The 13,746-nt window shown below is 68.5% G+C and carries 13 protein-coding genes; 3 read left to right on the top strand and 10 right to left on the bottom strand.

The window, feature by feature from the left end:
* Positions 1-4: 4 nt before the first annotated feature.
* The 10 genes from DAERI_RS13950 to DAERI_RS13905 all read right to left on the bottom strand — a co-directional run bounded on the left by DAERI_RS13950 (position 5) and on the right by DAERI_RS13905 (position 11,115).
* A complete protein-coding gene (locus DAERI_RS13950; RefSeq protein ID WP_103130044.1) occupies positions 5-1,129 on the bottom strand; it encodes a nuclear transport factor 2 family protein in 1,125 nt (374 codons plus the stop codon).
* A 43-nt stretch (positions 1,130-1,172) separates the two neighbouring features.
* Positions 1,173-2,072: a carbon-nitrogen hydrolase family protein gene (locus tag DAERI_RS13945; protein WP_103130043.1), complete on the bottom strand. Its 900-nt coding sequence runs from the start codon at positions 2,070-2,072 to the stop codon at positions 1,173-1,175.
* A complete protein-coding gene (gene hisD / locus DAERI_RS13940) occupies positions 2,072-3,355 on the bottom strand; it encodes a histidinol dehydrogenase (protein ID WP_103130042.1) in 1,284 nt (427 codons plus the stop codon). The genes DAERI_RS13945 and hisD overlap by 1 nt, the downstream gene beginning before the upstream one ends.
* Before the next feature lie 10 nt (positions 3,356-3,365).
* Positions 3,366-4,460 (bottom strand): ester cyclase, encoded by a 1,095-nt coding sequence (locus DAERI_RS13935; protein ID WP_235610396.1) that lies wholly within the window; start codon positions 4,458-4,460, stop codon positions 3,366-3,368.
* Positions 4,438-5,553 carry an ester cyclase gene (locus DAERI_RS13930; protein ID WP_103130041.1) on the bottom strand — a complete coding sequence of 372 codons (1,116 nt, stop codon included), beginning with the start codon at positions 5,551-5,553 and terminating at the stop codon, positions 4,438-4,440. The genes DAERI_RS13935 and DAERI_RS13930 overlap by 23 nt, the downstream gene beginning before the upstream one ends.
* On the bottom strand, positions 5,550-6,638 hold the full coding sequence (locus tag DAERI_RS13925; RefSeq protein ID WP_235610395.1) for a nuclear transport factor 2 family protein: 1,089 nt from the start codon (positions 6,636-6,638) through the stop codon (positions 5,550-5,552). Before DAERI_RS13925 ends, DAERI_RS13930 begins: the two co-directional genes overlap by 4 nt.
* A gap of 3 nt (positions 6,639-6,641) precedes the next feature.
* Positions 6,642-7,721 carry a nuclear transport factor 2 family protein gene (locus DAERI_RS13920; RefSeq protein ID WP_103130040.1) on the bottom strand — a complete coding sequence of 360 codons (1,080 nt, stop codon included), beginning with the start codon at positions 7,719-7,721 and terminating at the stop codon, positions 6,642-6,644.
* 131 nt (positions 7,722-7,852) lie between these two features.
* Entirely contained in the window at positions 7,853-8,608 is a 756-nt protein-coding gene (locus tag DAERI_RS13915; RefSeq protein ID WP_235610394.1) for a carbohydrate ABC transporter permease, read from the bottom strand.
* Positions 8,609-8,700: 92 nt separating this feature from the next.
* The gene (locus tag DAERI_RS13910; RefSeq protein ID WP_103130039.1) at positions 8,701-9,651 is read right to left on the bottom strand and encodes a carbohydrate ABC transporter permease; all 951 of its coding nucleotides are present in this window, start codon (positions 9,649-9,651) and stop codon (positions 8,701-8,703) included.
* 84 nt (positions 9,652-9,735) lie between these two features.
* Positions 9,736-11,115, bottom strand: a complete 1,380-nt coding sequence (locus DAERI_RS13905) for an ABC transporter substrate-binding protein (protein WP_165794212.1) — start codon at positions 11,113-11,115, stop codon at positions 9,736-9,738.
* Between the two features lie 553 nt (positions 11,116-11,668).
* On the opposite strand from DAERI_RS13905, the gene DAERI_RS13900 reads away from it, so the two are divergent.
* Genes DAERI_RS13900 through DAERI_RS13890 form a run of 3 tightly spaced genes read left to right on the top strand, consistent with a single transcriptional unit; the run spans position 11,669 to position 13,746 of the window.
* Positions 11,669-12,280 (top strand): cupin domain-containing protein, encoded by a 612-nt coding sequence (locus DAERI_RS13900; protein ID WP_103130037.1) that lies wholly within the window; start codon positions 11,669-11,671, stop codon positions 12,278-12,280.
* Positions 12,281-12,284: 4 nt separating this feature from the next.
* Positions 12,285-12,956 (top strand): alpha/beta fold hydrolase, encoded by a 672-nt coding sequence (locus DAERI_RS13895; RefSeq protein WP_103130036.1) that lies wholly within the window; start codon positions 12,285-12,287, stop codon positions 12,954-12,956.
* The gene (locus DAERI_RS13890; protein ID WP_103130035.1) at positions 12,949-13,746 is read left to right on the top strand and encodes an HpcH/HpaI aldolase family protein; all 798 of its coding nucleotides are present in this window, start codon (positions 12,949-12,951) and stop codon (positions 13,744-13,746) included. Before DAERI_RS13895 ends, DAERI_RS13890 begins: the two co-directional genes overlap by 8 nt.

The raw sequence follows: 13,746 nt of genomic DNA, 5'->3' as shown, positions 1-13,746 counted from the left end.
CGGCTCACGGGAGGGTCGGTTCCTCGGAGGCGGACGGCGCAAGCTGGGCTGCGAACGGCTCGTGCTCTGTCGCCAGCGGGGCGTGAAGCTGCCGGAGCAGCGCGAATTCGTCGAACAGGGTCCACTCCTGCCGGATCAGTCCGCCCTGAAGCTCGTGGTGGGTGACGCCGAGAATCCGCACGCGCCGCCCGGTGGGGCGCCCGTACCGCCCGGGGCCGTCGTGGGTGCCCTGCATCGTCCAGCGGGTGGCGACCCGGTGCCCGCGCTCGGCGTCGCCCAGCACGCACACATGGTCCACGCTCAGCCGCAGGTCGGAAAACTGCGCCATCAGCCCCAGTACGAACCCCTCGTAGTCCCCGTGCCCGTAGAGCTGGCGGTGGCCCGGCACCCACGCGACGTGCCCAGGAGCGTAGCGGGCGCGCACCAGATTCAGCATCCGCGCGTTCCACAGGTTGTGCAGCAGGGCGCGCACGAAGGCCTCGGCCTCAGTCGGCGCGGGCAGCGGCAGGACGGTGGGCGGGTACTGACCGTCCTCCCCGGTGGGCTCGCCTGGGGGGAGGGGCGGCACGGGCGCACTTGCGCGGGCCAGTTCCAGCGGGTCGTAGCCGAGCTGGCGCAACTCGGCGCTGTGGTCGCTGACCAGCCACTCCTCGAAGATGCGGTTGTCCCTGATCCGGCAGTCCGCGACGATCCAGCGCCCAATACGCCGCCCGGTCGGCGGGCCGTAATCGGTGTGGCCGGTGTTGACCCCCACCGTGAAGAGGCGGTGCGAGGTGTAAAAGCCGTCCTGCGCGTTGCCGCCCCAGATCACGTCGTCCGCGAACGAGCGCGAGGCGCTGAAGGCCGCCTGGCTGCGCAGCGTGTTGCGGACGACTGCCGCCGAGCCGTAGGTCGTGAGGCCGTCCGCGGTATGCACCCGGGCGTTGTGGGTGTAGTGCGTGTAGATCAGGTGGACCGCGCGCTCCTCCCAGATCTTGTGGGTGCACCGCACGATGTAGTCCACGATGTCCACGTAGTCCGGGTCGAAGCCGCCGAGGTCCTGGCGCCGCCCCGTGTTCGCGGCGGCGGCGAAGTCGGCAATGTCGGGGTGGTCAGCGAAGTCGAAGACAGGCCTGAGTTCTTGAGTCACGCGGTTCCTCCGTTGAGAGCGCGGTCGGGCCGACCTGCCCCGCTCATTCGGCACGTCCCTCCACCACCCGGGGTCCTTCCGGGGAGGCCGGGTGCCACCGCTCCGGGGCGATGCTTCCCCCGTACAGCGGCAAGGGCAGGGACGGGTCGCCGGGCTGAAACTGCTCCCAGGGCCGGGTCAGTCCCACCGTGCCGTACTGCCGAGCGCGCGGAACGTGATCGAGGTCGAGCACATGGGTCAGGACGGTTTGCTCTGCCCCGACCGTCTCGGCCCGGACGATCCCCTCCGGGTCCACGACGAGGCTGCGACCCGTCCCCACCGGCCCGGCGCAGTTCACGCTCACCACGAACACCTGATTGACGATGGCGTTCGCCCGCGCCAGGATCACCTCCTGGGCGCGGTCGCAGGTCGTCGTCTTCACGAGGTTGAGCACCACCTCGGCGCCCATCCAGGCGAGGTGGCGGGTGACCTCCGGGAACCAGGCGTCGTAGCAGATGGAGAAGCCCGCCCGCCCGACTCCGGGCAGGTCGAAGGTCACGAAGCGGTCGCCCGGGGCGAAGGGCTCGTACGGGCGCCAGGGAAAGACCTTGCGATACGACGCGGCGAGTTGTCCCTCGGGTGAGAGGGCGACGGCGGTGTTGAAGAGTTGCCCCCCAGGGCCCCGCTCGCACACGCTGCCCGGCACCAGCCACACACCCAGGTCCCCCGCCAGTTCTCCCAGGGCCGCCATGCGCGGGCCGGAGAGCGGCTCGGCCATGTCCAGCAGCATCTCCCGCCTCAGGGGCCCCTCCGTTCCGAACAGGTGGAGTTCGGGGTAGACGATGAGCCGCGTCTGCGGAAAGGCCGCCGTCAGCGCCTGAACATGGTTTGCGAACAGGCTCAGCGGCGCGTCAGCGGGACATGGGGCCTCCTGCACGGCGGCCAGCGGCAGAACCCTCGCCATCAGTCCCCAGACGCCCCGCGGAGTCTCAGGCGCATGGAGTCCGCGTGGCCGACCATCCCCTCCGTGTCGGCCATCGTGATGAAGGGCGGGGCGACTGTCGCGTTGGCCGCGTCCGCGACCCGCTGCCAGGTGACGGTCTTGATGAACTTGCCGACCCACAGGCCGCCCGTGTACCGGGCCGCCCGGCTCGTGGGCAGGACGTGGTTCGTGCCGATGCCCTTGTCCGCGTAGGCCACCGCCGCGTTCCGCCCCAGGAAGAGCGAGCCGTAGTTCGTGAGCCGCGCGAGGAACCAGTCGGGATCGCGGGTCTGCACCTCCAGGTGCTCGGAGGCCACCCGGTCGGACACCCGCGCCATCTCCTCGTCGGACTCGACCAGGATGATCTCGCCGTAGTCGCGCCAGGAAGCCCCGGCGGCGTCGGCGGTGGGCAGGCCCGCGAGCTGTCGCTCGATCTCGCGCGTGACGGCCTCGGCGAGTGGGCGCGAGGTGGTAATCAGGACCGACTGCGAGTTGACCCCGTGCTCCGCCTGGGCCAGCAGGTCAGCGGCCACGAGTTCCGGGTCGGCGGAGTCGTCGGCCAGGATGCAGATTTCGGTGGGCCCGGCCAGCAGGTCAATCCCCACCACCCCGAAGAGTTGCCGCTTGGCCTCGGCGACGTAGGCGTTGCCCGCACCCACGAGCATGTCCACGGCCTCCAGGGGTGGGCTGCCCTCCAGCCCGAAAGCCATCGCCGCCATCGCCTGCGCGCCCCCGATGGTGTAGATCTCGTCGGCCCCGCTCTGCACGATGCCATAGAGCTGGGAGGGATTGATGCGCCCGGTGCCGCGCTGAACGGGCGCGCATGCCACAACTCGGGGCACCCCCGCCGCTTTCGGCACGCCAATCGTCATCGCCGGGGCCGCCGTGATGGGATAGCGCCCTCCCGGAATGTACGCCCCCACCGCGTTCACCGGAATCTGCTTCTGCCCGATGGTCACGCCGGGCAAGGTCTCCGCCTCGAAGTCCACCAGCGTGCGGCGCTGCAACGCGGCGAAACCCTTGACCTGCTCCAGGCTGAAGTCAATGGCGCGGGCCACGGAATCCTCGACCTCCGAGGTGACCCGGGCAATCTCCTCCTGAGACATGCGGAAGGAAGGTGGGCTGTGGCCGTCGAACTGCTCGCTGTAGCGCCGGACGGCGACCAGGCCCTCACGCTCCACGTCGGAGAGGATGCGCGAAACGGTGTCGCGGATTTCCTGATTGACCGAAGGCGGCTGGGGGGCGGCCTGCTTGAAATACTCCATGAGGGTCCTTTCACCCGGGCCGGTACACCTGCTTGAGCAGGGCGAACTCGTCCCAGACCATGTACTCGCGCTCGATGCGCCCACCGCGCACCTCGAAGTGGCTGATTCCCAGCACCCGCACCCGCCGCCCCGTGGGGGGGCCATAGGGTCCCGGCCCACCGTGGGTCCCCTGAAAGGTCCAGCGCGCCGCGACCTTGTACCCCTGCGCCTCGCTCCCTATCCAGGCGACGTGGTCCACACTCATCGCCCCGTCGGGAAAGGCGGCCAGCAGCCCCAGCACGTAGGCGGTGAGGTCGCCGTGCCCCTCCAGGCGGCGGTTGCCGGGCACCCAGACCACGGCGTTCGGCGCGTAATACTCGGCCAGGTAATTCAGCATCCGCGCGTTCCAGACCAGCCCGTAGAGTAGGCCCGGCAGCGCGTCCGGGTCGCGGGGGTCGCCGTCGAGCTGGACGGGTGGGTGGCCCTGGCCGGGCAGCCGGGGCACCTCGCCGACGAGGTCACCGGGACTCTGCCACCCCAGTTCTGCCTCCATCCGGGCGAGGGTGCGGGCGAGTTCGACCTCATCGAGCCCGAGCTGGCGGATCAGCGCGGTCTCGTCGTGGACGATCCACTCCTCCACGATGCGGCCCCGGCGCACGACGCAGTGGGCGATCTCGCGGCGCTGCACCCGTCTCCCGGTGGGCGGGCCGTAGATGCTGTGGCCGAGGTTGTGCCCGCTCCAGGTGACCCGGTGCGAGGAGTGAAAGCCATCCCGGTCGTTGCCGCTCCAGATCACCTCGTCGCCGAAGAGGCGCAGGTCGGGAAAGGCCGCCAGCGTCCGCACGGTGTTCTCGACGACCTGATCGCGCCCGTAGAACTCGGCGTCCGAGAGGTGGACCGGGGTGTTGTGCGCGTAGTGGGTGTAGATCAGGCCGACCGCCTTGTCCTCCCAGATCTTGTGGGTACACCGGATGATGTAGTCCACGATGTCGGTGTAATCGGCCTCGAAGCCTTCCAGGCTCTGCCGCCGCCCGGCCACCACCGGGGCCATCTGGGGCCCGAGGTCGCGTTCGTCCACCGTGAGCCGGGCGCGTTCCTCGTGCTCACTGGCTGGCTTCGATGACATCCGGTCCGCTGTCACTGGCACCCCCGATCCGCCCATGCAGTTGTTTGAGAAGCGCGAACTCGTCAAAGACCGTCCATTCCTTCACGACCCTGCCGCCCTGGATGGTGTGGTGGCTGATCACGATCATGGAGACGCGCCGCCCGGTGGGGGCGCCGTACGGCCCGTACCCCTCGTGGGTGCCCTGGAAGGTGGAGCGGGTCGCCACCCGGTAGCCGCGCCGCTCGTCGCCCAGCACGCATTGGTGATCCACGGTGACCGCCAGATCGGGAAAGCAGGCCATCAGCGTGATCACGAAGTTCTCGTAGTCGCCGTAGCCGTACAGCTTACGCGCGTCGGGCAGGAAGGCGACGAGGCCGGGGGCGTAGTGCTCGCGCACCATGTTGACGAGCCGTGCATTCCACAGGTTCTGCCAGACGGCCCGGATGAAGCCCTGCGGGTCCCCGTCAGCGTTCGGCACGGGCGCGAATTCCGGTGCCTGCTGACCCGTAGGCAGGCGGTCTATCTCGCCGTGGGTGTGGAGCGTGGCGGGCAGGACGGCCTGTTTTGCCAGGCTCAGCGGGTCATACCCCATCTGCTTCACGATGGTCACGCCGTCATGGGTCAGCCACTCCTCCACGATCCGGTTCTCGCGGATCAGGCAATCGGCAATGCCCCAGTACAGGATCTTGCGGCCCGTCGGCGGCCCGAACTCGGTGTAGCCGGTGTGCGTGGCGGTGTTGACGTGGCGGTGGGAGCTGTAATACCCCTCGTCCTCGTTGCCGCCCCAGATCACGTCGTCCGCGTAGGCCCGCAGGTCGCCCCAGATCGCCTGATTCTGGAGGGTGTTTCTCACCACCGTCTCGCGCCCGTAGAACACGCCAGCGGGGCTATGCACCACCGCGTTATGCGCGTAATGCGTGTAGATCAGCCCGATGGCCTTTTCTTCCCAGATCTTGTGGGTACACCGCACGATGTAGTCCACAATGTCGGTGTAGTCGGCATCGAAGCCCCGCAGCGGCTGTCTGCGCCCGGTATTGGCCGCACGCTCGAAGTCGGCGATGTCCGGCCGGTCGGCGAAATCGAAGACGGGAAGTGGCTGGATGTCGTCAGTCACTGCTGGGCCTCCTGGCGGGCGTGGAGCTGGGTGAGCAGGGCGAATTCGTCGAAGAGCGTCCACTCCCGGGTGACCCTGCCGCCCTGGATGACGTGATGGCTGGCCCCGATCAGGAAGACGCGCCGTCCGGTCGGGGCGCCGTAGGGGCCGTAGCCCTCGTGCGTCCCTTGCAACGTGAAGCGGGTGGCGACCCGGAAGCCCCGCCGCTCGTCACCCAACACGCATTGATGGTCCGCCGTCAGCGCCAGGTCGGGAAAACTGGCAAGCAGCGTAATGACGAAGTTCTCGTACTCGCCATACCCGTACAGCTTGCGCTCCCCCGGGACGTAGGCCACGAGACCGGGCGCGTAATGGTCGCGCACCATATTGACGAGGCGGGCGTTCCAGAGGTTGTGCAGGAGGGCGGCAATAAAGCCCGGCGGGTCCGCTTCTCCACCCGGTACGTCCAGAAAGGCGGGGGCCTGCTGGCCCGTCGGAAGGCGGTCCACCTCGCCGCGCGTGTGTGGCCCGCCCCGAAGCACCGCCCTTTTCGCCAGAACCACCGGGTCGTACCCCATCTGCCGCAGGCTGCTCGCCCCGTCGTGGAAGAGCCACTCCTCCACGATGCGGTTCTCCCGGATGAAGCAGTCCGCGATGCCCCAGCGCGCCGACCGGCGGAAGGTGGGCGGGCCGTGCAGGGTCGGGCCGGTGTTGACGGACGAGCCGCGCACGCGGTGGGAGGTGTAAAAGCCCCTTGTCTCGTCGCCGCCCCAGATCACGTCGTCGGCGTACCCGCGTCCACTCGTGAAGCCCGCCTGGCTTTGCAGGGTGTTCCGCACCACCGCCTCGCGCCCATAAGTCACGCCGAACGAGGTGTGCAGGATGACGTTGTGCGCGTAGTGGGTGTAGATCAGGCCGATGGCCTTTTCCTCCCAAATTTTGTGGGTACACCGCACGATGTAGTCCACGATGTCCGTGTAACCGGCATCGAAGCCCGCCAGCGGTTGTCGCCTCCCGGTGCCCGCGGCCTGCTCGAAGTCCGAGATGTCGGGGTGGTCGGCGAAATCGAAGATGGCAGGACCGGTCCGGCTGCGCTCGACCGTCACGCCTCAACCCTCCATCCGGGCGTAGAGCTGCCTCAGCAGGGCGAATTCGTCGAACAGCGTCCACTCCTGAACGACCCTGCCCCCGCGGATGATGTGGTGCGACCCGCCGATCAGGAAGATGCGTCGTCCGGTCGGGGCACCGTAAGGGCCGTAGCCCTCGTGCGTCCCTTGCAACGTGAAGCGGGTGGCAACCCGGTAGCCCCGCTGCTCGTCCCCCAGATGGCATTGATGGTCTATCGTCATGGCGAGGTCGGGAAAACAAGCCATCAGCGTAATGACGAAATTCTCGTAGTCACCGTACCCGTACAGCTTGCGCGAATCGGGCACGAAGGCGACGTGGCCCGGCGAGTAATGGGCGCGGACCATGTTGACGAGGCGAGCGTTCCAGAGGTTTTGCAAGATCGCCCGAATGAAGCCCTGCGGGTCCTCGTCGGCGTTCGGCACCGTCACGAACTCCGGCGCCTGCTGCCCGGTCGGCAGCCGGTCCACCTCCCCGTGAGTATGCGGACGCCAGGGAAGCACCGAGGCGCGGGCCAGCGCCAACGGGTCGTAGCCCATCTGGCGCAGCTCGGTGATGGCGTCGCTCATCAGCCATTCCTCGACGATCCTGTTGCGCACGCTGAAGCAGTCGGCGAAGCCCCAGCGCTGGATCTTGCGGCCCGTCGGCGGCCCGAACTCGGTGTACCCGGTGTTCGTCCCCAGGCTCATCACCCGGTGCGAGGTGTAAAAGCCGTCCCGCTCGTTGCCGCTCCAGATCACGTCGTCGGCGTAGGCGCGGCGGTCGGCGTAGGCGGCCTGGCGCTGCAAGGTGTTCACGACCATGCCCTCGCGCCCGTACATCACGCCGCTGGAGTAGTGGACGGTGGCGTTGTGGCCGTAGTGGGTGTAGATCAGGCCGACGCCCTTCTCCTCCCATATTTTGTGGGTACAGCGAACGATGTAATCGACGATATCGGTGTAATCCGGGTCGAAGCCCGCGAGCGGCTGCCGCCTCCCGGTATCGGCGGCCTGCTCGAAGTCCGAAATGTCGGGGTGGTCGGCGAAGTCGAACACGGGCAGGGGGGCCTGAACTCGGTCTTCCATTCGGGGCGTTCTCCTTCGGGCGGTGGGGCGCGGCGAGGGCACCGTGAGAGAGGCTGCCCCGCTGGCCGAGGGGGCCGCCTGAACACTCGCTTTGGCCTGTTTGGGTCTGGAGTTGCGGCCCCGGGACTGGCTCACTTCACCGCCCCGACGGTAATCCCCTCCACGAAATAGCGGCGGATAAAGAGCGACATCACCATGATCGGCACCATCACGACCATGCTGGCCGCCGCGACCTGCTGCCACTCGGGGCCCTTCGCCCCGGAGATGCCCTGGATGGCGATGGGCAGCGTCTGGGTGTTGGAGCGCGCCAGGATCAGCGCGAAGAAGAACTCGTTCCAGGCCGAGATGAAGGCGAAGACCGCCGAGACCAGGATGCCCGGCATGATGAGCGGGATGGTCACGTAGCGCAGCGTCTGCACCTCGTTACACCCGTCGATGAAGGACGCCTCCTCGACCTCCACCGGGAGCGCGTCGAAAAAGCCGCGCAGCAGCCAGATCGCGTAGGGCAGCGCGAACGACAGGTAGAGGATGACCAGCCCGGTCGCCGTGTCGATGAGGTTCAGGCTGCGAAACAGCGTGAAGAAGGGGATGGCGACGACCACTGCCGGGATGAACTGGGTCATCAGGATGAGCAGCGACAGCGTCTCGCGCCCCCGGAAGCGGTGCCGCGAGATGACGTAGGCGGCGGCGGCCCCCAGCGGCACGGTGATGGCGACCGTCATGAACGACACCAGCGCGCTCACCCAGACGTGCGATCCCAGGAAGATCGGGTTGGAGAAGACCGCGCGGAAGTTGTCGAGCGTGGGCTGGAAGAACAGTTTGGGGGAATAGGTGTCGGCCTGCGTCTTGAAGGCGGTCAGCAGCATCCACAGCAGCGGGAAGGCCACGAAGAAGATGACGAGCAGCGTGCCCAGCGTTTCGAGCGTCTGCCCCAGGCGTCGGCGGGGGTGGGCCGTTTGGCAGCAACAGAAGTGGTCATCTAATGCTCCCTCAGCAGCACGCGCACGTACAGCACCGCGAACAGCCCCATGACGACCACCAGGAGGTACGACACCGCCGAGGCGTAGCCCATGTCGAGGTTGCGGAACGCGAGCTGGTACACGTAGTAGTACAGCGTCTGGGTCGAGTTGCCGGGGCCGCCACCCGTCATGGTGACGACCTGATCGAACATCTTCAGGGCCGAGATGATCTTGAGGAGCGCCACGATGTAGATCACCGGGGCCAGCAGCGGCAGGGTGATGCGGAAGAAGATCTGCGTATTCGTCGCCCCGTCCACCCGGGCGGCCTCCGTCGTCTCGGCGGGGATGGACCCCAGCGCCCCGATAAACATCAGCGCGAAGAGCGGGGCCCAGCCCCACACCTCCGACATGGCGATCGCCAGGAGCGCGCTGAACTCGTGCCCCAGCCACAGGTAGCCCTTGAGCGGCGGCACCACCGCGCCGATCAGGCGGGAGTACACCCCGGCGTCGGGGTCGAGCATGAAGCGCCAACTGTAGCCCTTGAGCACCGGGGCGACCGCGAAGGGGAGGATCAGCAGCGTGCGCGCGAAGATGTTGAGCCGCGTGGGCTTGGCGAGCAGCAGCGCGATCCCCAGGCCGATGAGCAGCGTCAGGGTGACGGAGATGAACAGGTACTCGGTGCTGACGCGCAGGCTGTTCAGGAAGCCGCCGTCGGTAAAGGCGCGGGCGTAGTTGGCCAAGCCCACGAAGGGGCCGGGCGTGGGCGAGTAGATCAGCCGCCAGTCGCGGAACGACGTGATCAGGGATGAGACCAGCGGGTAGAGCACCGTCGCCATTACGATCAGCAGCGCCGGGCCGAGGAGCAGCCAGCGCAGGGCACCGGTGCGGACCTGGGCGCCCTGCCGCCTGGGCTGGAGGGCCGAACGAAGGGGCGGGGTCGAGGCTTCGGCGGTCGTCTGGGGAAGTGCCATAGGGTTCACCTCGGCGGTGCGGCGGGGTCCATCACGTGCCAGGGGGCCGGGAACGCCGCCCGGTCCCCCTGGGGTCCGCCCGAACTACTGGTAGTAGCCCGCGCGCTTCTGGATGGCGTCCACGTCCCTCGCCATGCTGTCGAGGGTCGCCTTGACATCGGCCCCGTTCGCCATCTTGTTGATGCCCACCTCCAGCACGCTCTGGATCTCGGCCCACGAGCGCACCTGCGGCAGGGTCCGCGCGGTCCGCAGCGCCTGCGCCCCGACCTTGGGAATGCCGCCGTTCGCCGCGTTGACCTTGGGATCGTTCATGCCGGAAAAGGTAACGATGGTGTTGTCGGCCTCGGCAGGAACGCTGCGGTTTGCCGCGACCTTTTTCTGCACATTGGTGTTGGTGACGTACTTGATGAACTCCCAGGCGGCGTCCGGGTTCTTGGCGTTCTTGAAGATGCCGACCGGCCACACCAGCGCGTAGTTCTGGGTGGTGCCGCCCGCCCAGCCCGGTGCGGGCGCGAAGCCGACGTTGTTCAGCACCCCGGGCGCGACGGCCTTGGGGTCGGAGAACTGCGACCAGTACCACCACCAGCCGACCCACATCGCGGCCTTGCCCTGGAGAATCTGGTTGGAGGACTCGGTCTCGCCGAAGGTGGTGGCCGCCGCGGGCACGATCTTGTTCTTGCGCAGCATGTCGATGTAGAGCTGGGTGGCCTGCACGCCCTTCTCGTTGTTGAAGACCGGGCGGCCCGTCTTGTCGAGGATGTCGCCCCCGTTGCCCCACAGCATGCTGACCCAGCTAAAGAGGTTCTGGCCCGCGCTCACCCCGTACATGGCCGATAAGCCCACCATGCCCGGCTTGCGCTGCTGGATGATCTGGGCGGTGTTGACCACCTGCTGCCAGGTTCGCGGCACCGGCAGCCGCAGGTCCTTGAACACGTCCTTGCGGTAGAACAGCACCAGCGGGTGCCCGCGGAACGGGATGCCGATGATGTTGCCCTTGCTGTCGGTCGAGGCCTGGAGGTAGGCGTTGGGGTAGTCCTTGAGGTTGATCTTGTCGGCCTTGATGCGGCTATTCAGCGGCAGCAGGTACGGCTTGAGCGCCTCGCCCCAGGCATCCACCCAGGCGACCACGTCGTAGGTCGTGCCGCCGGTGGTGGCCTCGACCAGCTCCTTCTGCTGCAGGGCGCCGTAGGGCGTGTTCTCCCACTGCACCGTGATGCCGGTGAGCTTCTGGAACTCGCCGCCCTCCCCGGTCAGCTTGCTGAGCTGGGCGAATTGACCGGCGGCCAGGCAGCAGATCAGGAACTTGAGCCGGGTCCCGTTGTAGGGTTTGCCGGGTTTGAGGCCGTAGGACGAGGCGCTCTGCGCCTGGACCGACGGCGTTCCCAGCGTCCCCAGGCCCAGCACTCCCGCCATGACGAGCGCCCCGCCCGCCCGCCGCCAGATGAGCTTCCGTGCGTGATCCATCTGCCATCCTCCTCGCGTCAGCGTGACCAAAACAGAATGTGGACGGGACGGGTGGGCCGCAGGGCGCCGCGGGCCGGTGCAGGCAGCACTGGGCAGGCGACGGACCTTCCTTACTTTTGCATACGTATGCACGTATCGTAGGCACATCTCGCCAGATTTGTCAAGTCCTTCACGCTCGCGGGGCGGGGAGTCCATGCGGCGCCACCTCTGCGCCAGCTTTTCTTATTGCGATGGCAGCCAACTTTACCTCGGCAACACCGTAATGGAAGCCAATCGGGCCGCCAGCCTGACGCGCGGTGTTCTCGCCGGTGCTTGACGACGGCGGACATCGGGGGTACGGTGTGAATACGTATGCAAATAGGCAGCCGGGCCTCGTCTGGCTCGGCGCGTGGTCGGCTCGTTCCCGGTTCATTCCCCGGAGGTCTCCCCTGCCCCACAGGCCCGCCACGGTGACCGCCCTGCCCCGAGGAGCCGTCCGCCCGCCAAACGTGGGGCTGTTCGCGCCGCCGACCGCGAAGCCAGCCTTCGCGGGCCCCCCTGCTCAGGAGTCCCCATGACCTCGAACCCCGAAGTTTCCCCTGCCGAAGACCTGGGCATCATGACCGGCAACGTGGTGCGCTTCTCGCAGCTCAAGTCACGCGCCGTGCCGCTGATGTTCATCGACAGCATCATCCCGGGGCACCAGCGCCACAACTACGCGATCATCGGGGACACCGCCAGCGAGAACGACGCCTACGCGCCCTTCATTACCACGCCGCACGGGTTCCAGATCGGTATGGTGCGGGCGCGGCAGGGCAACGGCCCGGCCTACCACACCCACGACTACATCGAGTCGTTCCTGCCGCTGCGGGGCCGCTGGCGCTTCTACTGGGGCGAGCACGAGGACCGGGTGGACGGCGAGACCATCCTGGAGGAGTTCGACTACATCACCCTGCCCCCGCGGCTGTGGCGCGGCTTCGAGGCCGTGGACGAGGGCGAGAGCTGGATCTTCGCGGTGCTCGAAAAGCACGAGGTCTTCGGCGGCAAGGACCCCTACTGGGCGCCCGAGGTGATCCGCAAGGCGCGCGAGTACGGCTTCGAGGCGGACGAGCGCGGCAAGATGATCAAGCCGGGGAACTTCGCCGAACTCGAACGCCAGATGCGCGGCCAGTTCGGGGACGAGTAGCGCCGTGACGGGCGACCCGCGGGTGGTGCTGGTGCCGGGCACGCTGTGCGGCGCGGCGCTGTGGGGAGGCGTGGCCGTGCCGGGGAGAGCGCACGTGCTGGACATGGTCCGGGGCCGCTCGCTCGCGGAGGCCGCCGGGCGGGTCCTCGATGCCGCTCCTGTGGATGAAAGGCTGCACCTCGTGGCCTTTTCCCTCGGGGCCATCGTCGCCTTCGAGGTGCTGCGGCGGGCCCCGGAGCGGCTCGCGCGCCTCACGCTGATCAGCGCCAATCCTCACGCGCCGACCCCGTCCCAGTTGGAAACCTGGGCGGCGCAGGAGGGGCGAGTCCGTGCCGGGCATTTCGGGGAGGTGGTGCGGGCCATTGCGGACACCGCCGGGCCACACCGGCAAAAGGTGCTCGACATGGCGCGCCGGGTGGGCCCGGAGGTCTATCTGGAACAGCTCGCCCTGCTGCGCTCCCGGCCCGACAGCCGGGGCGACGTGGCCCGCTTCACCGGGCCGCTGACGCTGCTGGTGGGCGGGGAGGACCGCGTGACGCCGCCCCACCTGGCCGCAGAGCTTCACGCGCTCGTTCCTCACGCCGCCATTCGCGTGGTGCCGGGCGCGGGGCATTACCTCCCGCTGGACGCCCCGGGCGCCATCTCGGACGCCCTGAACGCGGTGGCCCATGCCTGAGGCCCTGTCACGCCTGGCTGAACGGTTCGCCGCCGGGGAGACGGTGCTGGGCGGCTGGCTGCACCTCCCCGGCGGGGTGAGCGCCGAGGTGATGGGACACGCGGGCTACGACATCCTCACGGTGGACCTGCAACACGGCCTGATTGGGGAGGGCGGGCTGGTCGCCACACTGGAGGCCATCGCGGCCACGCCCGCCGTGCCGCTGGTGCGCGTTCCCTGGCTCCACCCGCCCGACCTGATGCGCGCCCTGGACGCGGGGGCCGCCGGGGTGATCTGCCCGATGATCGACACGCCCGGGCAGGCCCGCGCCCTCGTCCACGCCTGCCGCTACGCGCCGGAGGGCGGGCGCAGCTTCGGCCCCACCCGCGCCCGGATGGTGTACGGCGACGACTACGGGGTGCGCGCGAACCGCGAGACGCTGGTGTTCGCCATGATCGAGACGGCCGGGGCGGTGGGCAACCTTGAGGCTATCCTCGGTACTCCCGGCCTGAGCGGCGTGTTCGTCGGCCCGGGCGACCTCAGCCTGAGCCTCACGGGGCGCGCGACCCTCGACTTCCGGCAGGGGGACACGGCGGGCATCGTTGCCCGCATCGCCCGGGACACCCTGCGGCGGGGCCTGATTCCCGGCATCTTCACCCCCGGCGCCGAGCTGGCCCGCGCGGCCATCGACCTCGGCTACCGCTTCGTCACCGCCGGGTCCGACCTGGCCCTGCTCGGCGGGGCGGCCCGCGCCGTGCTGGACGAGTTGCGCCGCCCGGAACCCACGCCCGCCCCTTCGACCAGCTACTAA

It is taken from the genome of Deinococcus aerius (assembly GCF_002897375.1).
Classification (GTDB): Bacteria; Deinococcota; Deinococci; order Deinococcales; family Deinococcaceae; genus Deinococcus; species Deinococcus aerius.
Note: the sequence above shows the minus strand (reverse complement) of the source record. Positions and strands in the feature narration are given on the sequence as shown.

What these genes read in the sequence shown, in the direction of transcription:
- DAERI_RS13920 (WP_103130040.1), bottom strand. Translation starts at nt 7,721, where the DNA reads ATGGAAGACCGAGTTCAGGCCCCCCTGCCCGTGTTCGACTTCGCCGAC.
- DAERI_RS13935 (WP_235610396.1), bottom strand. Translation starts at nt 4,460, where the DNA reads ATGTCATCGAAGCCAGCCAGTGAGCACGAGGAACGCGCCCGGCTCACG.
- hisD (WP_103130042.1), bottom strand. Translation starts at nt 3,355, where the DNA reads ATGGAGTATTTCAAGCAGGCCGCCCCCCAGCCGCCTTCGGTCAATCAG.
- DAERI_RS13910 (WP_103130039.1), bottom strand. Translation starts at nt 9,651, where the DNA reads ATGGCACTTCCCCAGACGACCGCCGAAGCCTCGACCCCGCCCCTTCGT.
- DAERI_RS13900 (WP_103130037.1), top strand. Translation starts at nt 11,669, where the DNA reads ATGACCTCGAACCCCGAAGTTTCCCCTGCCGAAGACCTGGGCATCATG.
- DAERI_RS13945 (WP_103130043.1), bottom strand. Translation starts at nt 2,072, where the DNA reads ATGGCGAGGGTTCTGCCGCTGGCCGCCGTGCAGGAGGCCCCATGTCCC.
- DAERI_RS13905 (WP_165794212.1), bottom strand. Translation starts at nt 11,115, where the DNA reads ATGGATCACGCACGGAAGCTCATCTGGCGGCGGGCGGGCGGGGCGCTC.
- DAERI_RS13890 (WP_103130035.1), top strand. Translation starts at nt 12,949, where the DNA reads ATGCCTGAGGCCCTGTCACGCCTGGCTGAACGGTTCGCCGCCGGGGAG.